The 21,084-nt window shown below is 58.6% G+C and carries 23 protein-coding genes; 9 read left to right on the forward strand and 14 right to left on the reverse strand.

Annotated features, from left to right (window positions below; translation table 11 throughout):
• Positions 1 to 54: 54 nt before the first annotated feature.
• From bufB to ACXYMP_RS14985, 3 genes are read left to right on the forward strand one after another with little or no spacing between them, the layout of a single operon-like run.
• Positions 55 to 924 (forward strand): MNIO family bufferin maturase, encoded by an 870-nt coding sequence (bufB, locus tag ACXYMP_RS14975; RefSeq protein ID WP_458907272.1) that lies wholly within the window; start codon positions 55 to 57, stop codon positions 922 to 924.
• Positions 921 to 1,709 carry an HvfC/BufC N-terminal domain-containing protein gene (locus ACXYMP_RS14980; RefSeq protein ID WP_458907274.1) on the forward strand — a complete coding sequence of 263 codons (789 nt, stop codon included), beginning with the start codon at positions 921 to 923 and terminating at the stop codon, positions 1,707 to 1,709. Before bufB ends, ACXYMP_RS14980 begins: the two co-directional genes overlap by 4 nt.
• A gap of 20 nt (positions 1,710 to 1,729) precedes the next feature.
• Entirely contained in the window at positions 1,730 to 2,278 is a 549-nt protein-coding gene (locus ACXYMP_RS14985) for a DoxX family protein (protein ID WP_458907276.1), read from the forward strand.
• 9 nt (positions 2,279 to 2,287) lie between these two features.
• On the opposite strand, the gene ACXYMP_RS14990 is transcribed toward ACXYMP_RS14985, so the two are convergent.
• From ACXYMP_RS14990 to thyX, 4 genes are all read right to left on the reverse strand, one after another.
• Positions 2,288 to 2,644, reverse strand: a complete 357-nt coding sequence (locus ACXYMP_RS14990) for a hypothetical protein (protein WP_458907278.1) — start codon at positions 2,642 to 2,644, stop codon at positions 2,288 to 2,290.
• A 34-nt stretch (positions 2,645 to 2,678) separates the two neighbouring features.
• Complete coding sequence (locus ACXYMP_RS14995; RefSeq protein WP_458907280.1) at positions 2,679 to 3,014, reverse strand: ArsC/Spx/MgsR family protein; 336 nt, start codon at positions 3,012 to 3,014, stop codon at positions 2,679 to 2,681.
• Positions 3,015 to 3,233: 219 nt separating this feature from the next.
• Positions 3,234 to 4,094 carry a hypothetical protein gene (locus ACXYMP_RS15000; RefSeq protein WP_458907282.1) on the reverse strand — a complete coding sequence of 287 codons (861 nt, stop codon included), beginning with the start codon at positions 4,092 to 4,094 and terminating at the stop codon, positions 3,234 to 3,236.
• A gap of 3 nt (positions 4,095 to 4,097) precedes the next feature.
• Positions 4,098 to 5,006, reverse strand: a complete 909-nt coding sequence (gene thyX, locus ACXYMP_RS15005) for an FAD-dependent thymidylate synthase (RefSeq protein WP_298566271.1) — start codon at positions 5,004 to 5,006, stop codon at positions 4,098 to 4,100.
• Positions 5,007 to 5,160: 154 nt separating this feature from the next.
• Between thyX and ACXYMP_RS15010 the strand changes: the two genes are divergently transcribed.
• Positions 5,161 to 5,589: a VOC family protein gene (locus ACXYMP_RS15010; protein WP_458907284.1), complete on the forward strand. Its 429-nt coding sequence runs from the start codon at positions 5,161 to 5,163 to the stop codon at positions 5,587 to 5,589.
• Positions 5,589 to 6,365 (forward strand): DUF1194 domain-containing protein, encoded by a 777-nt coding sequence (locus ACXYMP_RS15015; protein WP_458907286.1) that lies wholly within the window; start codon positions 5,589 to 5,591, stop codon positions 6,363 to 6,365. The genes ACXYMP_RS15010 and ACXYMP_RS15015 overlap by 1 nt, the downstream gene beginning before the upstream one ends.
• Here the strand turns inward: ACXYMP_RS15015 and ACXYMP_RS15020 are convergent.
• The 3 genes from ACXYMP_RS15020 to ACXYMP_RS15030 form a co-directional block, all read right to left on the reverse strand.
• On the reverse strand, positions 6,359 to 6,856 hold the full coding sequence (locus ACXYMP_RS15020) for a MarR family winged helix-turn-helix transcriptional regulator (protein WP_298566265.1): 498 nt from the start codon (positions 6,854 to 6,856) through the stop codon (positions 6,359 to 6,361). The genes ACXYMP_RS15015 and ACXYMP_RS15020 overlap by 7 nt on opposite strands.
• Before the next feature lie 114 nt (positions 6,857 to 6,970).
• Entirely contained in the window at positions 6,971 to 7,279 is a 309-nt protein-coding gene (locus ACXYMP_RS15025) for a succinate dehydrogenase assembly factor 2 (protein ID WP_298566263.1), read from the reverse strand.
• Positions 7,276 to 7,686 carry a helix-turn-helix domain-containing protein gene (locus tag ACXYMP_RS15030; protein WP_458907372.1) on the reverse strand — a complete coding sequence of 137 codons (411 nt, stop codon included), beginning with the start codon at positions 7,684 to 7,686 and terminating at the stop codon, positions 7,276 to 7,278. The genes ACXYMP_RS15025 and ACXYMP_RS15030 overlap by 4 nt, the downstream gene beginning before the upstream one ends.
• 103 nt (positions 7,687 to 7,789) lie before the next feature.
• Between ACXYMP_RS15030 and ACXYMP_RS15035 the strand changes: the two genes are divergently transcribed.
• Positions 7,790 to 8,992: a pyridoxal phosphate-dependent aminotransferase gene (locus ACXYMP_RS15035; protein WP_298566259.1), complete on the forward strand. Its 1,203-nt coding sequence runs from the start codon at positions 7,790 to 7,792 to the stop codon at positions 8,990 to 8,992.
• Between the two features lie 39 nt (positions 8,993 to 9,031).
• Positions 9,032 to 9,436: a hypothetical protein gene (locus ACXYMP_RS15040; protein WP_298566257.1), complete on the forward strand. Its 405-nt coding sequence runs from the start codon at positions 9,032 to 9,034 to the stop codon at positions 9,434 to 9,436.
• Positions 9,437 to 9,444: 8 nt separating this feature from the next.
• Here ACXYMP_RS15040 and ACXYMP_RS15045 read toward each other — a convergent pair whose 3' ends face one another.
• The 5 genes from ACXYMP_RS15045 to ACXYMP_RS15065 form a co-directional block, all read right to left on the reverse strand.
• Complete coding sequence (locus ACXYMP_RS15045) at positions 9,445 to 10,809, reverse strand: MATE family efflux transporter (protein ID WP_298566255.1); 1,365 nt, start codon at positions 10,807 to 10,809, stop codon at positions 9,445 to 9,447.
• Between the two features lie 81 nt (positions 10,810 to 10,890).
• Positions 10,891 to 12,039, reverse strand: a complete 1,149-nt coding sequence (locus ACXYMP_RS15050) for a lytic murein transglycosylase (protein ID WP_298566253.1) — start codon at positions 12,037 to 12,039, stop codon at positions 10,891 to 10,893.
• A gap of 161 nt (positions 12,040 to 12,200) precedes the next feature.
• The gene (ppk2, locus tag ACXYMP_RS15055) at positions 12,201 to 13,175 is read right to left on the reverse strand and encodes a polyphosphate kinase 2 (RefSeq protein WP_298566252.1); all 975 of its coding nucleotides are present in this window, start codon (positions 13,173 to 13,175) and stop codon (positions 12,201 to 12,203) included.
• 157 nt (positions 13,176 to 13,332) lie between these two features.
• Positions 13,333 to 15,624 carry a glycosyl hydrolase family 28-related protein gene (locus ACXYMP_RS15060; RefSeq protein WP_458907290.1) on the reverse strand — a complete coding sequence of 764 codons (2,292 nt, stop codon included), beginning with the start codon at positions 15,622 to 15,624 and terminating at the stop codon, positions 13,333 to 13,335.
• Positions 15,625 to 15,854: 230 nt separating this feature from the next.
• On the reverse strand, positions 15,855 to 17,501 hold the full coding sequence (locus ACXYMP_RS15065) for a lysine--tRNA ligase (RefSeq protein WP_458907292.1): 1,647 nt from the start codon (positions 17,499 to 17,501) through the stop codon (positions 15,855 to 15,857).
• A 173-nt stretch (positions 17,502 to 17,674) separates the two neighbouring features.
• Between ACXYMP_RS15065 and ACXYMP_RS15070 the strand changes: the two genes are divergently transcribed.
• Both ACXYMP_RS15070 and ACXYMP_RS15075 read left to right on the forward strand, forming a co-directional pair.
• Entirely contained in the window at positions 17,675 to 18,046 is a 372-nt protein-coding gene (locus ACXYMP_RS15070; protein ID WP_298566782.1) for a tellurite resistance TerB family protein, read from the forward strand.
• A gap of 80 nt (positions 18,047 to 18,126) precedes the next feature.
• Complete coding sequence (locus tag ACXYMP_RS15075; RefSeq protein ID WP_298566249.1) at positions 18,127 to 18,825, forward strand: glutathione S-transferase N-terminal domain-containing protein; 699 nt, start codon at positions 18,127 to 18,129, stop codon at positions 18,823 to 18,825.
• Between the two features lie 53 nt (positions 18,826 to 18,878).
• Here ACXYMP_RS15075 and dacB read toward each other — a convergent pair whose 3' ends face one another.
• On the reverse strand, positions 18,879 to 20,369 hold the full coding sequence (dacB, locus tag ACXYMP_RS15080; RefSeq protein WP_458907295.1) for a D-alanyl-D-alanine carboxypeptidase/D-alanyl-D-alanine endopeptidase: 1,491 nt from the start codon (positions 20,367 to 20,369) through the stop codon (positions 18,879 to 18,881).
• 103 nt (positions 20,370 to 20,472) lie between these two features.
• Complete coding sequence (locus tag ACXYMP_RS15085) at positions 20,473 to 21,069, reverse strand: nicotinate-nucleotide adenylyltransferase (RefSeq protein ID WP_458907297.1); 597 nt, start codon at positions 21,067 to 21,069, stop codon at positions 20,473 to 20,475.
• Positions 21,070 to 21,084: the final 15 nt, after the last annotated feature.

The following is a 21,084-nucleotide window of genomic DNA, read 5'->3' on the forward strand; positions in this document are numbered from 1 at the left end:
CCTGCACCCTTTGCCAAGTCAACCGCCTGACCCGAGCTTTCGATGGAGCTTTCCATGCTTGATATTGCCCATGACAACACGTTGCCCAACGGGGCGGGCGTCGGATACAAACCGCAGCATTTTGCGGCCCTCATCGACAACCCCGGCACGGTCAGTTGGCTTGAGATTCACGCGGAAAACTACATGGGCGACGGCGGACGCCCAATGGCGCAACTGCGCCACTTGGCCGAGCATTTCCCGATTTCGGTGCACGGTGTCGGCCTATCCATCGGTGGTGAAACCCGTTTGGACCCCGAACATCTTGCCCGCCTGAAGCGCTTGATCGATTGGCTGAACCCCGCGATGTTTTCCGAACATCTGGCGTGGTCGACCCATGACGGCGCGTTCCTGAACGATCTTTTACCGCTGCCCTACACAACCAACACACTCACCCGCATCACCGCGCATATCAACGAGGTGCAGGATCACCTTGGGCGCAAGATGCTGCTGGAAAACCCGTCATCTTATTTGGCCTTCGCTGAAAGCACGTGGTCCGAACCGGATTTCCTGCGCGAAGTTGCCCGGCGCACCGGGTGCGGGCTGCTGCTGGATGTGAACAACGTCTTTGTCTCTGCGACCAATCTGGGCTTTGATCCACGCGCCTATATCGACGCCTATCCGCTTGACTTGGTTGAAGAATTTCACCTTGCTGGCCATGACGAAGATGCCGACGAGATGGGTCGCAAGCTGTTGATTGACAGCCACGGCACGCCGGTGGACGAACCCGTCTGGACCCTGTTTGACCACGTGATCGCCCGTGCAGGCGCGCGCCCTGCCCTTGTGGAATGGGACAATGACGTCCCGGATTGGGACATTCTGGAAGCCGAAGCCGCCCGTGCGACACGCCACATGGAACCGGCATTGGCCGCGCAGGTCTCGGCATGACGCGCGCTGAAACCCTTCCCCGCACAGGTGATGTATCCGTGACGCAAACGGCGTTTCGCAAAGCGCTGCTTGATCCACAACAGGCGGTTCCGGACGGGCTGACCAACCCCGACGGTCAACAAGCCTCCAAGCGGTTCTCGGTCTACCGCAACAACGTTGTGCATGGCTTGTCCGAGGCGATGCTGACGGGGTTCCCGGTGCTTGCCAAATTGGTCGGCGACGAATTTTTTCGCGAAATGGCAAAGGTTTACCTACGCATTCACCCGCCAACCTCGCCCCTTATGATGCATTATGGCGCCGCCCTTCCGGGGTTTCTGGAAAGCTTCCCCGGCACGCTTCATTTGAAATACCTGCCCGATGTGGCGCGGCTGGAACTTGCCCTGCGGCGTGCCTATCACGCGGGCGACGCGGCACCTGTTAACCCTGATGACCTGACCAAGCTGGACCATCGCGCGTTAATGGCGACCCGGCTTAAGATGTCGCCTGCCTGCGAGGTTTTGGTCACCAAATGGCCGGCCAAGGCGATCTGGGATTTCAATATGAAAGATGGCCCGCAGCCCACGGGTGGCGCTGAGAGCATCCTGATCAGCCGTGTTGGGTTTGATCCCGTGGCCGAACGGCTGCCCGATGGCGGCGCGCGCTTCGTCGCATCGCTGATCAAAGGGCGCAGCTTTGGAACCGCGCTTGGGCTTGCCACGGCAGACACACCTGATTTCGATCTGACTGCCACTCTGGGCGTCCTGATCGCAACACACTCTATCATCGGCATCGACAAACCAGACTAAATACTCGGAAGGATACCGCCATGCGCGCCTTGGCAAATCTCTACAATCCGCTTGCTGATTTGGCCGAGCGGTTGGCCCCGGCCACCCTGCCCACGCTGGCCCGCTTCACCTTTGCCGCGACTTTGCTTGGGTATTTCTGGGCCTCGGCGCTGACCAAAACAGGCGACGGCCTGCTTGGCGTTTTCCAACCCAGCCTTGGCGCCTACGCGCAGATTTTCCCCAAAGCGATGGAGGCCGCATCGTATGACGTGGGCCAGCTTGGCATGTTCCACTGGGCCGTGGTCGTGGCGGGCACCTTGGCTGAATTCGCCTTACCGCTTCTGATCACCATCGGCTTGCTGACCCGCCTGACCGCCCTTGGGATGATCGGCTTTGTCATCGTGCAAAGCCTGACCGACCTGTTTGGCCACGGCGGGATTGCGCAGCCCGAAACGCTGGGCGCGTGGTTTGACCGCATCCCAGACAGCGTAATCCTGGATCAACGTCTGTTCTGGATGGTGGTGTTGGTGACTTTGGTGCTGAAAGGCGCGGGGCCGATATCTGTCGACCGACTGCTGAACATCCGCTGACGCGGCGGGCTAGTGCGGATCAGGCCTGACCGCGATCAGCGCAAGCAAACCACCCAAACCCGCCAGCGCAATTGGGAACATGGTGAACACGCCGTAACCAAAGGCGAAATACATGCCCGCAGCGGACAGAAGCAGCAAAATACCACCGATCTGCGCGGCCGAGCGGGCCATCGCCCCACCTGCCAGCGCCAACACCGGCGCGATCAGGGCAAAGGCGCGGACCCGGCCCGGATTATCCACCTGTTCGGCCAGATCGGGCAACTCGCCCATCCGCGCGATCACTTCGGTATAGCCATAGCCGAAAAATCCAACGATCATGCCCCAAATCCCGGCGATGATCCCCAAAACCAATGCAGCGTTGCGCATGCAGATACCTCCTACTTTCCGAACAGATAGGCGCTCAGGCGGCGCCCTCCAACCAGCTGTCACGCGTTATTGCGTCCCAACCTAACGTCAACTTGTCCCTGTCCTCGATCACCGGGCGCTTCATCAATGTCGGATTTTGTGTCAACAATTCAATAGGATCACCCGCGCGCTCACTGTCAGACAAGCCGCGCCACGTGGTAGAGCGCTTGTTGACCAACGCCTCGCCAAACGCCGCATGGAACCGCGCCAGATCGGCAGGGTCAACGCCGTCAGCACGCACATCTACGTAATCGACAGAGAGGCCCGCTGCCTCCAACGCCTTCACCGCCTTGCGGCATGTGTCACAGTTTTTCAGACCCCAAACGCGCATATTGCCTCCTAGATTGGCATCAATTTGGCTAGGCACGAATGCCGCCCAACGCCTGTTATGGCTTGGTCCGGGGTGAAACGGAAGGGGGACTGCTATGGCCTAAGAACTGATCGAGTGATTGGGGACGCGCTTCGTTTTCAAAGGGCAGCGCCCGACCCTGGGATGGTGCGAAGCGCCCTCCTGTGGGGAGGGTCGGGCGCTGCCCGTGCGGCGCACGGGCTAACCTGCATGCAGAACCCGCAAGAGCCAACGTGCGTAGGAATATCCTTGAGAGACCAACAAGATGGCGGTGTCCTCTAAAGGTTGCATCGGTTCAGGTCGGCCTGCTTCGTGCCGAAAGAAGTGCACGCTGTTTACCCAGTTTTCAAATCCAGAAACTTGCTTTGCAATAACGTGGGGCACCTCTCCATTGGTATCAGCATAAGACATTGCAGCAGGTTTCAGATGCTTTTCTATCGTTTTGGAATTGATGTGGGTTGCACCCGCAAAAGCCGTTTTGAATAGGTTCTCATTCAGATCGAAAGAAGACCTGATTGCCTGCCTTCCATCAATTGGAGATAGCAACATTGCCTTGTCAATTACTGAGCAATGATCAAGAGCTGCCGCGAAACGCTCTCCAGTTAGCCCTTCAAGTAGATGCTGCCGATTCACTTCGAAAGCTTCATCTACAATTGGATGTAGTCCTCCGGAATCATCAATTGTGAAACCAACACATTCCTCTTTCATAAACCTTTTCGTTTCACCGAGAAGAGCGCCACTTAATCGCTCATCTTTCAGGAACCTATAGGTTATCGTAACTGTATCGAGGACATCCCTCAGCTCGCAATGCTCAAAAAAGCGTTCCCAATTGACATATGGGGCGTATCCCCCGTGAGAAATCACGGAGACGCCGAGTTCGTATTCCAATTCCTCACCGAGTTCTGTCGATTTGACCTTCTCTCGGCAGAACGCCTCAAACAACTGGGCCATCCGAAACCTAAACCGTTTTGAATCAGAATACAGTTTCTCTGGGCGAGCGTATTGGTGGCTATAGCGGTTGCCTCCACTAGTTTCTGAAGCCCCATGTTCAGGCGTATCCATCCGCTACCCCTTCAACTCCGCCTCAAACTCGCGCCATTCGCCCTTCGACATGCCGGAGTTCTCCTGCGTGACCTCTTCGCCTTTCAGCATGCGGCGCACGCAGTCCATGGCGCGGCCGGACAGGTTGGCGCCGCCCAGACGGTAATCCTCGAACGCGCCGTATGCGGCGGGGACCCAGTCGGCGACGATGTTGCAGATCGCGTCGGCATAGACGCGGATTTCGTATTGTGCGTGGTGGTCGGCGCGCAGGCGCAGGAAGTGGAACAGGTTGTGCAGGTCCACCTTCCAATACCATTGCGTATAGATATTGGCGGGCAGATTCATCCGCGCGAGTTCCCGCGCCAGCCCCTGTTGGCCGTCATCCGAGATCATCTGTTCATAGTGATCATAGGCGCGGTTGCTGTCGGCTTTCAGGATTTCCAGCACGCGCGCGGCTTCCTCGCCTTCCAGCGCGGCGCCGCGACCCTGATTGTTCACCACCGACTGCGCGGCGACGTGTTCGGGTGCGGGGATATAGAACTCGCGGTCGAGGATCGAATAACGCGCCGAGTATTCGTTCACATTCGCGGTCCGGTGGCGGATCCACTGGCGGGCCACGAAGACAGGCAGTTTGACGTGCAGCTTGATCTCGCACATTTCAAACGGGGTCGAATGCCAGTGGCGCATCAGGTAGCGGATCAGGCCCGCGTCGTTCTGCACGCTTTTGGTGCCCTTGCCGTAGCTGACCCGCGCGGCCTGACAGATCGCAGCGTCGTCGCCCATATAGTCGATGACGCGGACAAAGCCGTGGTCCAGCACTTCATGCGCGGTATAGAGGTGCTTTTCCATGCCGGGGCTGACCGCCCGAAGGGTCGGCTGTGGGGTGCTACGTTGTTCTTCGATTTCGCGGATCTGTTCGGGGCTCAGGGGCATGTCGAATCTCTCGTCTCATGATTGCCCGGCCACTATATATAGTCGAGGCGGATCGCAAAACAGCAAGATGCCGTAGATGCGGCGTTTGCGCTTTTCTTGGGCGCTTGACCTGTTAGGCTGTTGGCGAACCCGCCTTGATCACCGGAGGATACAGATGAAAATTCGTTACCTGCACACAATGGTTCGCGTGAAGAACCTTGAAGACAGCATTCGGTTCTTTGAACTTCTGGGGCTTGAGAAAACCCGCCAGATGGACAGCGAGCAAGGGCGGTTTTCGCTGATTTTCATGGCCCCGCCGGGACAGCCGGACTGCCCTGTGGAGCTGACCTATAACTGGGATGGCGACGAAGGCCTGCCATCGGACAGTCGCCATTTCGGGCATCTGGCCTATGAGGTCGAGGATATTTACAAGATGTGCCAGCATCTTATGGACAACGGTGTGACCATCAACCGGCCGCCGCGAGACGGCCACATGGCCTTCGTTCGCTCGCCCGACAATATCTCGATCGAGCTGTTGCAAGCGGGCGACCGTCTGGCCCCGGCAGAGCCATGGGTCAACATGGAAAACACCGGTCACTGGTGATGAAACACGCGCGCGGGGTTGTCACACGGTGTGTTGCGGTTTGTGGCTTCCTGTTCGCAGCCGGGCTGTTCTGGATCACACCTCCGGCGGATGCCAGCGCCCAAACTGGTGCGGACTGCCGGCAGGCCCTTGCGCTTGGTTTGGATGTTTCCGGGTCGGTCGATGCAGGCGAATATCGGCTGCAAATGAATGGCTTGGCTGCGGCCCTTGAACACGAAGACGTGCTGCGCGCGATCCTGTCTTTCCCTAAGACACCGGTTCAGGTCTCGATTTTCGAATGGAGCGGTCCACGCCATCAGAGGTTGTTGCAGGACTGGGTGTCGTTGACCGACCGTGCAGCGGTGCTTGGTGTCGCCAATCGCTTGCGCGCGACCCTACGTATTCAGGCCGACCCTTCTACGGGATTGGGTGCGGCCATGATTTTCGGCCAGAGGCTGTTGTCGCAGCAAAACTGTTGGGTGCGAACATTGGATATCTCGGGTGATGGGCCAGCGAATACTGGTCCCCGCCCGCAAGATGTCAGGCATCTGGCGGGGTTTGATGGTATCACGATCAATGGTCTGGTGATTGGGGCAGGCGATGCAAAGTCCGACCTTGTTGCGTATTACAAAGAGCTTGTGATCCACGGCAGGGGACGGTTTGTCGAACAGGCCTTCGGCTTTCAAGACTATGAAGAGGCGATGGTGCGCAAACTTCTACGCGAACTTCAGGGCATGATCGTTAGCCAAGTCGAGCCCGACGGTTCGGGCGACACCACCACTGTGATCCGTCAATAGATATAGCGGATTTGGTCTGTCCAATACCGTTCGACCCGCTTGAGTGACGCATTGATGTCTTCGATCCCCGAGGCGCTCAGCACATCACGCGACTGCAGACCGTCTGCGTGCCGCTCAAAAAGTGTCGCGACAGTTTCGCGGATGAACCGACCTTTTTCCGTCAACCGCACCCGCACCGATCGGCGGTCGATTTCACACCGTTGATGGTGCATATACCCCATATCGACCAGCTTCTTGAGGTTGTAGGAGACGTTTGACCCTTGGTAATAGCCGCGCGACTTCAACTCGCCCGCCGTCACCTCGTTGTCACCGATGTTGAACAGCAACAACGCCTGAACGGCGTTCACCTCCAACACGCCGACACGCTCGAATTCATCCTTGATCACATCCAGAAGAAGCCGGTGTAACCGTTCCACCAACGCAAGCGCTTCAAGATACTGATACACAAAAGTCTGGCTGCCTGTCTGCCCAATGGGGGTTTGCATGCTCATCCGTCTCTCCGACCTAATTAACAGGAGCGACCTTCGCGGCAAAAAAAGAACATTCAGTTAAATGCAGAAAGGAGTTGCAGAAAAATTTCGCAAAATCCGAACCGGTGGCGCCGCTTAGCGCGCGCCGGTGTGTCGCGCGATATGTTCGATCAGCTCGGACAGATGCGCCGGCGCGGACTGCTGGCCAGAAACCCATTGATACAGGTCTTGATCGTTTTCGCCCAGCAGCGCCTCGTATAGGTCAAGCTCGGCGCCGTTCATATCAGCAAGCTGATCGTCGGCATACTTGCTGAGGATGATATCCATCTCTTTTATACCGCGCCGCATGGACCGCATTGCCAGCCGCTTCACGCGGTGATCATGCGTTTCACCCGGCCGCGCGCCGGGCGTTTCTTTCAGTTGATCGAGTGATAGGCTGCTCATGCCACAGTTCCTTCCAGACGTTTGCGCAGACGCTTTTCCAGTCGGGCAAGTTGTTCGGAAGATCGGGCCATCTGGGATTTGATATCGCGCATTTCCAGCAGCAAATCCCGGATGTCGGGCGCATCGTCGGGCGCCTCGGTCGGGGCTTCGACACCGGTGCCTTCGCCGGTCAACATCCAGCGCAATGACACGTTCAAAATGCCCGACAGCATCTGAAGCTTGTTGGCGCGCGGTTCGTTCAGGTCCTCTTCCCACCCGCGCAGGGTCTTGAGCTTTACACCGACGCGGCGCGCCAATTCAGCTTGGGTCAACCTCTCGGCTTCGCGTGCACCCGCAAGGCGATCACCGAAGGTTGCAGCCTCTTCCGAAAACCAGCCCTCATCGTCGAGAATTTCGCTCATCGTCATACCCTTTTCCATCGCGTCGCTTGCGCCGATCCAAGGTTGGCGCTTGATCGGTTTCGCGCCTGACCCTAGAAGAATTGAGACCAACTTACAAACCGAGGGCCCCATGTCTTTCCTATCAGCGACACTTGATCGCGTAAAACCATCGCCCACGATCGCTGTTTCGACATTGGCCGCGGAATTGAAGGCCGCAGGGCGCGATGTCATTGGCCTTGGCGCGGGCGAGCCTGACTTTGACACACCCGACAACATCAAGCAGGCGGGCAAAGACGCAATCGACGCGGGCAAGACAAAATACACAGCCCCGGACGGGATGCCGGAACTGAAAGCGGCGATTTGCGACAAGTTCAGGCGGGAAAACGGGTTGGACTATGCGCCAGGTCAGATCTCGGTCGGCACGGGTGGCAAGCAGATCCTGTACAACGCCCTGATGGCGACCCTGAATCCTGGTGACGAGGTGATCATCCCTGCCCCCTATTGGGTCAGCTACCCGGATATGGTCTTGCTGGCCGGTGGCGAACCTGTCGTGGTCGAATGCCCGATTGAAACGGGCTTTCGCATGACGCCCGAACAGCTGGAGGCCGCGATCACGCCCAAGACCAAGTGGCTGATCTTCAACTCGCCCTCCAACCCGACCGGTGCGGGATATTCACGCGATCAACTGAAAGCGCTGACGGATGTGTTGATGCGTCACCCCCATGTCTGGGTGATGACAGACGATATGTATGAGCATCTCGCCTATGATGGGTTCGAGTTTTGCACCCCGGCCGAGGTAGAGCCGGGCCTGTATGACCGCACGCTGACCTGCAACGGGGTGTCCAAAGCTTACGCAATGACGGGCTGGCGCATCGGCTATGCCGGCGGTCCGGTCGAGCTGATTTCAGCCATGCGCAAGATCCAGTCGCAATCGACCTCGAACCCCTGTTCGATCAGCCAATGGGCGGCGGTCGAGGCGCTGAATGGCCCGCAGGACTTCATCGCCGAAAACAACAAAGCCTTCGTGCGCCGTCGAAATCTGGTGGTTGAGATGCTGAACGCCGCCGAAGGGCTAGACTGCCCGGTGCCGGACGGGGCGTTCTATGTCTATCCCTCGATCAAGGGCTGCATCGGGAAGACAACGCCTGCAGGCGTGAAAATCACCGATGACGAGGTGTTCGCCAAAGCTTTGCTGGAAGAAACCGGCGTGGCCGTGGTTTTCGGCGCGGCTTTCGGGCTGTCCCCCAATTTCCGCGTCAGCTATGCAACCTCGGACGCGGCTTTGAAAGAAGCCTGCACACGCATTCAAGGCTTCTGTGCCGCACTGGCCTGAAACCAGCATCTCAAGACGCCGCCAAGGCAAGGAGCACCCATGCCCGCAGACCTGCCGGACTATTACTTCCGCATCCGTGAAAACGGAGCTTTCGTGTTCCGTGTTGACACTGAAAACCGTCATCGTCGGATCGAGATGGATCAGATCGCTGCGATCAACATCAAGAATGGCGAGGTGAAGGCCAGTGGCGGGCGCGAGCTGACCCAGGAAGATCAGGACGCGATCTCCAACTGGATCAGGGACCGGCGCGACACGCTTGCCAAGCGGGATATTGACGACATTCTGCGCGCCGTTGACCACCTGAATCTGACCGCCCATTGGGCGCAGACGCGCGCCTCGGACGAGGCATTGGAGCAGGTGACGGATGCCCTTTTGTTGGCGATGCATGATCTGCGGACGGTTTTGGTGCGAAAGAAAGCTGACCGGCTGATGAAAGAGGAATAAGACGACCCTTAGACCTCGGCCGCCTGCCCAATGCGCGACGATCGCGCCCAGAACCGCCACGACATCAAGACACCCGCGACCAGCAGCCCGATCACCAACCCCATCCACACACCTTCGCCGCCAAAGCCCCATGTGATCCCCATCACATAGGACATCGGCACCCCAATGATCCAATAGCTGACTGTCGCAATGATCATCGGCACCTTGGTGTCATGCACCCCACGCAACAGGCCAAGGGTGATCGCCTGCCCCCCATCAGCAAACTGAAACAGCGCCGCGACGATCAAAAGCGAACGTCCGATGCTCAAGATCTCGTCCTTCAGGGGTTCATCGGGATCAAGGAACGCAAGGATCATGGGGTCGGGAGCACCGACCAGCAACATCACCGTGACGATGCCGAACAGTGCCGACATCAGCAAAACCGCCAGTGCGCCGCGGCGCAGACTGTCCTCGTCCCGCCGCCCAAGGGCGCGGCCCGCCCGCACCGTGGCGGCATTTGAAAACCCAAGGTGCACCATGAAAAACGCCGATACGATCTGCAGGGCGATGCCGTGGGCGGCCAGCTCCAACGTGCCGATCCACCCCATAACAACTGTGGAAGCCGAGAACATCCCGACCTCGGCCAGCCCGGTCAACCCGATCGGAACACCCATCCGCACAAGTTCGCCCAAGGCCTCCCAGTCAGGTCGCCAGATCCGCTGAAACAGCGCGTGTTGCGGCAAGGCGCGGGTGGCATACACTGCCATCACCAACCCGGCTGCAACCTGGATCACGACCGAAGCGATCGCCGCCCCGCGCACCCCAAGTTCCGGCGCGCCCCAATTGCCGAAGATCAGCGCGTAATTGATCACTCCATTCATGGCCGCACTTAGAATGGTGGCCCACAAGACCACGCGGGTGCGCTCTAGCGCGGCAAGATAGCTTTTCAGGGTCATCACGAACAAGGCCGGGATCAACCCCCAGCCTGCGATGCGCAGATAATCCTGCGCAATTTCGCTAAGCGCTGCGTCCTGACCGATCGCGCGCAACAGCGGCGCGGCGAACCACAGGATCGGCAGGACCAGCAGGGCAATCCCGAACGACACCCAAAGCGCCATGCGCGTCAGCCGCCGAACCCGCGTGTCATCGCCTGCCTCGGACGCCGAGGCAATCAGCGGCATCAACGCCCAAGCCGGCCCCGAGCCGACGATCAGGAAAAGCAGAAAGACCGTGCCTGCCAGCACCACGGCGGCCAGTTCCTCGACCCCATACCACCCCAACATCACCGTATCGATGATCTGCACGGCGAACTGCGCCAGATGCGACGCCACAAGTGGCAGGCCCAGGACAAGGACCGCTCGCATGTGAAGGGGGAAGGACAGGCTTTGGTTCATCACCCAGACCTATGCCGGAAGGTAAGGCGGGGCAAGCTTGGTTTCGTGCCATCCCCGCCTGGTCTGCGAGGTGCGCATGGGTCAGCGCAGCATGGACAACAACGCCCGCGAGGGACGGCCCGTCACCGGCAAACCGCGGGCGCGCTGGAATGCCTCGATCGCTGCAAAAGTCTTTTTGCCGATCACGCCATCTGCTTCACCCACATCATGGCCCGCGCGCGTCAATCCCACCTGCAACGCCTTGCGATCCTCCAAGGTCAGCCCATATTCGTCCGGCCCGAACGTCGCCCGCAATGGGCCACGCCCTGCCAAGCGGTCAGACAGGTGTCCCACGCCGATAATGTATTTCTGCGCGTTGTTGTAACGCCCCAGAACGCGGTAGTTATGGTAGACCTCGAAGACCGGGCCATTTTCGCCCGCCGGCTTCACCACACTGCCCTGCCCGGTCGGTGCGCGGCCGGTAATTTCGTCCCCCCACCGCTGTCCGCGCTTCCAGCCAGAGCGGCTAAGATAGGCCGCCGTCGAGGCCAGCGCATCCGTCGGGTCATCTGACCAGATGTCGCGCCGCCCGTCCCCGTTGAAGTCTACCGCATAGGCCAAATACGAGGTCGGGATGAACTGTGTGTGCCCCATCGCCCCTGCCCAACTGCCCGTCATTCGTGCAGGCGTGGTGTCGCCGCGTTCCAATATCTTGAGCGCCGCGATCAGCTGGCTTTCAAAAAACCGACCGCGCCGCCCGTCATACGCCAAGGTCGACAAGGCCGAGATGACCGGCACATCGCCGCGCCGTTCACCATAGCGGCTTTCGACGCCCCAAACGGCGACGAGAACCTCTTTCTCGACCCCATATTTCGCTTCGAGCGCGGCCAGCAAACTGGCATGACTGCGCAACATCACACGCCCTTTCGCAATGCGATCGTCAGAGGCTGCGATGGCCAGATAGTCTTCGAACGAGCGGACGAATTCGGTCTGGTTGCGGTCCCGCTCCACCACACCGGGAAGAAAGCCAACCCCGCGAAAGGCCTGCCGGACGGTCGCAGGATTGATACCACCGGCGATGGCGCGCGCTTTGGCGCCTTCGACCCACGCGTCAAAGCCCGCGTTGGGGACCGACCGCATGGCAGCACCAGTTGCAGGGCGTGCGGCGGGCGCGGTGGCGCCTCCTGATTGACACGCTGTCAAAAACACCCCGGCAAGGCCGAACGTAAAGAACCGTCTTGATTGTAACATCCTGCTCACCTTTGCCCATTTTCAACCGACCTTAGCTGGACGTTGGGCGAAGGCAAGGGTTGGTCGCACGCCCGGCGGCAATCAGCGGGCAACGACACAGAAAAAGGGGGCCGTGAAGCCCCCTTTCCTGTCGTATTGATTGCTGCGGCCCGGCCGCGCGATCAGTTGCGGCGCTGTTCGGGGTGCAAGCTTGCGCCCAGAATGTGATCCGCATTGTGGATCACCTGACTGGCATGGCCCACAATCAGAGGATCAGGCTGACCAACCAATTCGTGGTCTTTGTCCGGGTAGTCAATCGTGGACAAGAAATGCCGCATGCAAGCAATCCTTGCGCGTTTCTTGTCGTTTGACTTGATGATTGTCCAAGGTGCGTCGGCCGTGTCGGTATAGAAGAACATTGCTTCCTTGGCTTCGGTGTAATCGTCCCATTTTGACAGCGACGCCACATCCACCGGGCTCAGTTTCCAACGCTTCAACGGGTCACCCTTACGGCTGTCAAAACGGCGCTTTTGCTCTTCGCGTGTGACCGAGAACCAGTATTTGTAAAGCTGAATACCCGAGCGGCTAAGGTGGCGTTCAAACTCGGGTGTTTGGCGCATGAACTCCAAGTATTCGTTGGGCGAACAGAACCCCATGACGCGCTCGACCCCGGCGCGATTATACCACGAGCGGTCATAGAAGACCATTTCACCCGCGGTTGGCAGATGCTGGATATAGCGCTGATAAAACCACTGGCCGCGTTCGACATCGGTGGGTTTATTCAACGCAACCACACGCGCTTCGCGTGGGTTGAGGTGCTCCATAAAGCGCTTGATCGTGCCGCCCTTGCCCGCTGCATCGCGACCTTCAAACAGCAAAACAAATTTCTGCCCGGTCTCACCGACCCAGCGCTGAACTTTCAAAAGCTCGGCTTGAAGCTTCGCCTTCTGCGCCTCGTAGTCCTTACGCCCGAGCTTGTGCGCATAAGGATACTTGCCGTTCTCGAAGGTTTGGCGGATCTTGTCTTCGCTGACGGTAGGAAAGCCACCTTTGTCCGACGATACCGTATCGGGCACCACGTTGTCCGGTTTGGTTTCCGCTTTCTTGGCTTGTGCCGTGGCTTTTTGGGTGGCTGCTGCGGGTTGCTTCGCTGTCATGCGCATCTCTCCTTTTGTGCTGTCAGATTGCTGATAGCACTGGCGTCGGTTGGCTGCATTGATCCGGGTCAATGGATTTGCAGAATTCCCAACGAAATCAGGCCCGCCATACGGCGGGCCTTGGTCGCATATGAAAGGGAAACAGCGCGGCGACCGGTCAGACCGGCCGATCCACGCGCATTGTTACATGTGCCGTTCCACGCACCGCTTTTGACCACGCCAACGCCACCTTTTTGTAGCTCGGCCCTTGATTGACCAACACATGCGGATTGTCCCAAACTTGGTTGTTGCCAGCATCGCGCAGATCCCCTTCGATGGTGACGCTTTGCACCGTTCGCGCGTTGCCGCCAAACGGAAGATAATCCGAGCCGTCGAGTACCCAGGTGGCGGCTTCAGTGTTCTGGTTGAATTCCAGCGTCACCGGCGAAATCGTCTTCTGGCTGATCCCGACGAATGCATTGTTTTCAAAGGTGACATCTTTCATGCTCCAGTAATCCAGATCGGCATGGGTAGTGGACACGCCCTCGACCCGATTGATGGCACCCGCGATGGTCCGGAAGGTGTTGTTGGTCACGTGAAGCCCCGACAGATAGTGGCCGGTGCCGAAGGGTTTGACATAAATCCACTTGAACCAGGATGCGACATCATTGGCCGTGAAGATGTTGCCGGTGATCGTCATGCCGCCAAAGGAGTATTCGGACCCGAAATCTGGGAAGGCATCGTGTTCGTTGTTCCATTCGACGAAACAATTGTCGATGTAGTTGCCATTCAGAACGGTCTTGTTGTTTTCATAGGTGAAAACAAGGCCCGCAACCCGTGGGCCATCTGTCACCTCGTCACCTTGAAACAAGTGGTTGCCTTGGATGATGTGACCCGATCCGTGCAGCACCATCGAGGTGCCCATCCGCTGGAACCGGTTATCGCGGACCTTGGCGTCATTTGCGTTCACGTTGAATGCCACCGACACCCGGTCAGTCGCCGCAATGCCCTGTTCGTTCGAGATGAATTGGCAGCGATCCAAATGCAGATCCTGACACCCGCGCCCGACCGAGCTGATCCCCCTGTTTTTGGGTTTGATGAAAAAGCAGTCCTGAAACACGAAGTTTTCGCCATCACGCGGCAGCATCACGCCCGAGGCATGCCCGTTGCACTGAAGCTCGACCTCTATCAGGTTCAGTCGGTTCACCTCTGCAAACCCGCCGAAATCGAGCACGTATTTGTGCCGCGTAAAGGTATATGTCTGATTTGCGGCCGCACCCCAAAGCGGTTGGCTCAGTTCGACCTCGGAGTTGGCGACATCCACCGTCTTTACATAGATTTCGCGCCCGACACCGAAACCGCTGACAACCGACCCCGGCATAACTGCGGAAATATTGGCCACATTGGTCAACCGATAGGGGTTGGCGGCGTTATACTGCGCCGTGGCGGTGGTCACCTCGTCATCCCAAGCGGACCCACCGACGACATAAAACTGCCCATTCTTGATGACCCGTCGGATCAGGAAGCTGTCGCCTGAATTGTAGGCATCCTGCATGTCAATTGGTGACGTTACATCAATCCGGCGGCCACACATGTCCAGAATTTCGTGATCGGCATAGTGCAACAGGGCCTGAAACGCTTTGCGAAAGCCAAGCAGCTCGGTCCCGAAAGCGTCGATATAGGTTGGCAGATCAAAATTGCGGGTCAGTGACAGATAGGCGTTGTCCGGCATGGTCAGCGTGCCCTCAAACCGGACATCGGCGTGCAGGGTCAGGTTCGACGCAATGCGATAGGTGCCTTCGGGCACCAAAACAGTGCGCCCATTGGCGGCAGCGTCTGCGGCTTGAAACGCCGCCTTGTCGTCGGTGACGCCATCGCCTGCCGCGCCAAAGTCGCGCACATCGACCCAGTCCATCATGTCCCGCAAATAGGCGCCCGTCACATCTTCGACGACAATATCGTCGATGCGAACGACGGCGCCGTTCGTTCCCGTCAGGTCGATCCCGACATGGGCATAGGCGACATCCGCCCCCCAGATCATGTCGACGCCATTGCGGCTGCCTGACCCGATAATGGCGGACACCTCGACCACTTCGCCATAGGCCGTCAGTGCGGTTGCCGGACCGTTTTCTACGTATCCACCGGCATGCGCTCCGCTCGCCTGCGCGGCCCATGTGGCCACGCGCACCTCGGGCAACGGACCCGAAATCGCTTTCACCCGCGCCGAGACACGAAGATAACACCCCTGTTCAAACGGCGTCTGGCCCATGTAGCGCAATTTTTGCGTGTTCTGATCTTTGAACAACTCAAGACAGCCATCAAAATCCTGATCCGCCGGGACCAATGCCGCATTGCCTGCGCCAACATAAGTCAAAGAGCCCGGCGTGCCATCCTCACTGGACCAGACGCCAAGCCCGTTTTCGAACGCGGGTGGCATGAACACCACCCCGTCGGTAATCGCCTTGTTCATAGAGTTCCCTTTCAGGTCTAGACATGCATGCCCCGGACCCTCTGCGCCTGTCAGGCTGCTGGGGCCACCCGCGCAGACACGCGCGCGCGAACGGGGCAAGAAACGCCAAAAGGGCTATCAACAAGGGTTTAACGAGCGTTAACGGGGGCGCGCGTTGCACAGCCACACCGCAACGCAAAACGGCGCGCCAAATAGGGCGCGCCGTTCTTCTTCTGTCAGTTGAAAAAGCTCTAGCTGGTCAAGTCGCCCGCCAGCCCCCGTTCAATCAACTCGGCGGTTTCGCTCACTCCATAAAGGGCTGCGAAACTTCCAAAGCGCGGGCCTTGGCTTGCCCCCAGAAGCACTTCGTAAAGGGCTTTGAACCAATCGCGCAAATTGTCGAACCCGTGCAGCTTGCCAACTGCAAAAACAATCGACTGCAAGAACTCGTCCGAGGTGAAATCCACCTCGGGCAGCGGGTCGTCATTGCCCATCTGCGCGTTTTTGCGCGCGATCACGTCCAGTGCGGTATCGCCATCGCGGAACGCGGTCGCAAGCTCCTCCATCGCAGCGCGTTCCTGATCGGTCGGCAGCCGGAACGTGCGCGCAGGTGCCACGAAGTCCTGATAATACTTGACGGCATACCCCGCCGCCGCATCCAGATCCGGATGGGTCTGGGCCGAGGCGTCAGGCGCATAACGTTGGATGAAGCCCCAAAGCTGTTCCTTGTCATCCGCCGATGCGACCGAGGCAAGGTTCAAAAGCATGCTGAACGACACCACCATCTTCGATTGCGGCACGTCTCCGCCATGGATGTGCCAAACCGGGTTGTTCAACCGCGCTTTCAGATCTTGCGTTTCATAAGCCCGCAATTGCTGGTGATATTCATCCATTGCCTTCGGGATCACATCGAAATGCATCCGTTTGGCCGTTTTCGGCTTGAGATACATGAAATAGGCAAGGCTTTCCGTCGAAGCGTAGGTCAACCACTCGTCAATCGACACGCCATTCCCAGACGTTTTCGAGATCTTCTGTCCGTTCTCATCCAAAAACAGCTCATACGAAAAGTGTTCCGGCGGACGCCAGCCCAGAATCCGGCAAATCCCGTCATAAATCGGCGTATTGGTGGAATGGTCTTTGCCATACATCTCGAAATCGACTTCAAGCGCGGCCCAGCGCGCGCCGAAATCTGGTTTCCATTGCAGTTTCACATTGCCGCCGGTGACCGGAAGGGTCCATTCGCGTCCGTCCTCGTCATCAAACGTGATCGTGTGATTTTCCGCATCGACATTTTTCATCGGCACATAAAGCACACGCCCAGTTTCAGGATGCAGCGGCAGGAAGATCGAATAGGTCTGGCGACGCTCCTCACGCAGTGACTTCAGCATCACCTCCATGATCTCGTCGTATTTCTCGACGGCGCGTTTCAACACCTCGTCGAACTGACCCGAGCGATAGAAATCAGTGGCCGAGTAGAAATCATATTCAAAGCCGAACGTGTCCAGAAACCGGCGCAGCATGGCGTTGTTGTGATGGCCAAAGCTTTCATGGGTGCCGAACGGATCGGGCACCGAAGTCAGGGGCTTTTGCAGATGTTCATGCAAACCCTCGGAATTGGGCACGTTGCCCGGCACCTTGCGCATGCCGTCCAGATCGTCCGAAAAACAGATCAGCCGCGTCGGGATGTCTGAAATGACTTCGAACGCGCGCTGGATCATCGTCGTGCGGGCCACTTCCCCAAACGTGCCGATATGGGGAAGGCCAGATGGTCCATAGCCCGTTTCAAACAGCACATAGCCCTTTTCCGGCGCGCCTTTTTGATAACGTTTGAGAACCCGGCGTGCCTCTTCAAAGGGCCAGGCTTTCGAACTCATCGCAGCGTCTCGCATTTCGGACATTTGCATTTCCTTTCATGGCACGGACACCACGCCCGCACACCAATATCGTGCTCATTGCTCTCCCTATTGCGATGAACGCGTCGGGTCAATATTCTGCACTGCAACGAATAGGAGCATCCAACGTGCAAAGCATCCCACATTCCCTGACTGCCGAAGATTGTCTGATCGCTGTCATGATCGCGGTTTCGGCGTCAGACGAACAGATCAACTCGGCCGAACTGGTCAAGATCGAGGTCATCGTCAACCACCTTCCCGTCTTTGCGACATACGACGCAGATCGGGTCAAGACAGTGTCACAAACAGTGTTTGACCTGTTCAGTGTAGAAGATGGGCTTGATGCGCTTTTCGGACTCGTGCGCGACAACCTTCCCGAAGCCTTGTGGGAAACCGCCTATGCGCTGGCCTGCGACGTGGCAGCAGCCGATGGTGCCTTGCGCGAGACCGAGCTGCGTCTGCTGGAAGAGATCCGCTATGAGTTGAACATCGACCGCCTGCATGCCGCTGCCATCGAACGCGGCGCCCGTGCGCGCCACGCAACCCTATAAGCGGATCCCTGTCGCCTTAAGCGCGCTCAATCCCGCTTTCTTGCAATCATCTCACGGCGCTCGCCCCTGAAAGGACGTTCATGCTTGAACAATTTGCGATCACCAAACGCTGGCCCGCCAAAGATCCCAGCGTGATCCAGCTTTATTCGCTTCCCACGCCCAACGGCATCAAGGCATCTGCCATGCTGGAAGAAACCGGGCTCCCTTACGAGGCGCATCTGGTCAACTTTTCGACCGACGACCAGTTCACACCTGAATTCCTGTCGCTGAATCCCAACAACAAGATCCCGGCGATCATCGACCCCAATGGACCAGACGGAAAACCCCTGCCGCTTTGGGAAAGTGGGGCCATCCTGATCTACCTGGCCGAAAAGTCAGGACAGTTTCTGCCCACGGACCCGGCAAAGCGCGCCGAAGTCCTTCAGTGGTTGATGTGGCAGATGGGCGGGTTTGGCCCGATGTTGGGACAGTTCGGTTTCTTCTATGCCTATGGCGGGAAAGAGATTGAAGACCCACGTCCGTTGGATCGCTACAAGGCCGAAGCCAAGCGTCTGCTATCTGTTTTGGATCAAAGGCTTGAAGGGCGTTCTGTGGTAGCAGGCGACGACTATTCCATCGCTGACATTGCCATCTGGCCTTGGGTGCGTGCGCTTTTTACAGGCTACAAAGCGGCCGATGTCCTACAGCTTGAAAGCTACGCCAATGTCTTGCGCTGGCACACCGAATGCGCCGATCGCCCGGCCTCGCAAATCGCGGTCAACATACCGCCACGGCCCTAAACAAAGGCGGTGAAGGGTCGCCCTTAGCCTCTGTTGGCAGCACCACAACGCGCCTAGGTGCCATGCATGATGGCCCAGCGCGCCAGCAATTGGTGCTGAAGCCAGCGGGATTGACGGCTCCAACCCTTTGCGCCTGCGGGTCGCTCTCGGTCTTGGCGGCTAATCGCGGCGCGACGGTCCAAATCTGCCGAGAAAAACGCAAACGCCAAGCGCCGCTCATCCGGTGCCGTCACATAGCCAGCAAGGGAGCTGACAAAGTTCAACGTCCCTGTTTTGGCCTGAATGCCATAAGGGGCTGCGTTTCTCGGCCGACCCTTGACGTCAAGCGGCGTGACATCTTTCATCAGCCCCTGCAGCGCGCCGGCGGGACCAGCGCTGACCAACACCTTGACCATGTCCAGCGCCGATAGGCGTGATCCATCACCCAACCCGCTATGGTCCTGAAATTGCGGCCTGTTTGCCCCCAGCTCGGCCTTGGCCCAGGTGGCCATCATGGCACCGGACCCCGACAGGCTGGTTGGTGCTGCGCCAAGCTCGGTGCTGGCAGACAGGCCAATGACTTCGGCTGTCAGGTTGGTTGAGTATTTCAACATACCCCGCGCGATTTCTGTCAGCGCGCGTGACCTGTGCTGCGCCAACACCACGCCTTGCGGCGCATCGCCAGAGGCGACAGGTGGCGGCAGCCGCACGCCTTGTGCACGCGCCAAGACCTGAAACACCTCGCCCGCATACAGGTCAGGGCGGCGGACTGGCAGCCAACGTGATCCGCCATTGCCCAACGCCCCGCGCGCCACCGTCCAGTTGTCCACCCCCATCGCATCTTCATAGGTATAGACCGGCACCTTGCGATCAACGATCTGCATCTTGGCCATATTGACGGATGGACGGAACCGGTCCGACCTTGCATCCATCGCAACGTCAAAGCTTTGCCCTGCGCGTTTCCATTCGAAATGAACGCGATTGTAGTTAAGGTTCAATCCCGAAACGGCCGGATTATAGCCAAGGTGATCAGGTTGTCCGGGATCTATCACACGCTGATAGGGAAGCCGTCCACCGTGCACCAGGAACTTTCCCTTCAGCGCCAGCACGCCCTTGGCTTTCAACGCCGCAGCCATTGCTGCAAGTGCGTTCGTGTCCAGCGTCGGGTCGCCCCCTCCCACCAAGACAAGATCACCCTGAACGACACCCGCCTCGATCGGGCCTGTGGCGATCACCTCGGTCGGAAAGCTGTGCTCGGCGCCCAGAACCGACATGCCATAGACTGCGGTGATGGCCTTCGTGACGCTGGCTGGCGGCAGTGGCAACAGGGGGCTTCGCACTTCCAGCACCTCGCCCGTGTTTGCGTCGGCGACGACAAACCCCAGCTTACCGCCAAGATTTGCCTGTGCGACCAAGGCATCGGCGCTGGGAAGTGTAAGCTTGTCAAACCCCGGCGCTTTGGACGCAGGTCGGATCGACCGGGTCGGTGCATTTGCATAAGCCACGCTTGCAAGGCCTGATCCAAGCCCCCCAAGAACCGCACGCCGTGAAATAACTCCCGTCATACGGGCAAGTAAACCTTGCCGACCCGATGAGAGCAAGCCGATAAAGAACCGCCCACGACTGAACGTCGCGCTTGGAGGGGGCCGCGGGCCTGCAAGAGTGCCCCTACCAGTCGCCCTGCGCGCGGATCTGGGACGACGAGACATCGACCATCGGCACATTCACAAGGCACCAAGCGGGTGATGGCGCGCGCGCCAGCAGATGCGAGGCGCGCCCCGATATTTTCGCCTGTCGAAACCGATTGGCCGCCGGGGACATCCGTGCCGCCACCCGGTTGCCCGGGCGTGCGATCACACCGACCGGGAAATTGGCCATAATCCACTCCCACCTGCCCCAGCGGTGAAAGTCGGCCAGATTGTCCGCGCCCATTAACCAGACAAACCGAACACCGGGATACATGGCTTGAAGCGCTTTCAGCGTTTGCGCGGTGTAGCGCGTTCCAGTGTGGCGCTCGATGTCTGTGACGTCGACGCGCGGGTGCTGCATCACCACACGCGCGCGCGCAAGCCGCACCTCGATCGCTGCGGGTCCGTTTTCTTTCAACGGGTTGCCCGGTGAAACGAGCCACCAGACACGATCAAGCCCGAACCGTTTCAGCGCCTCTCGCGTGATATGTGCGTGACCTTGGTGGGCCGGATCGAAGGACCCTCCCAACAGACCGACCACCTGTCCGGGCCGTGCATATGGCAGTTCGTAGCGCATCTGGATCTCTTTGCC

The sequence above is a fragment of the Aliiroseovarius sp. CAU 1755 genome (assembly GCF_054482655.1).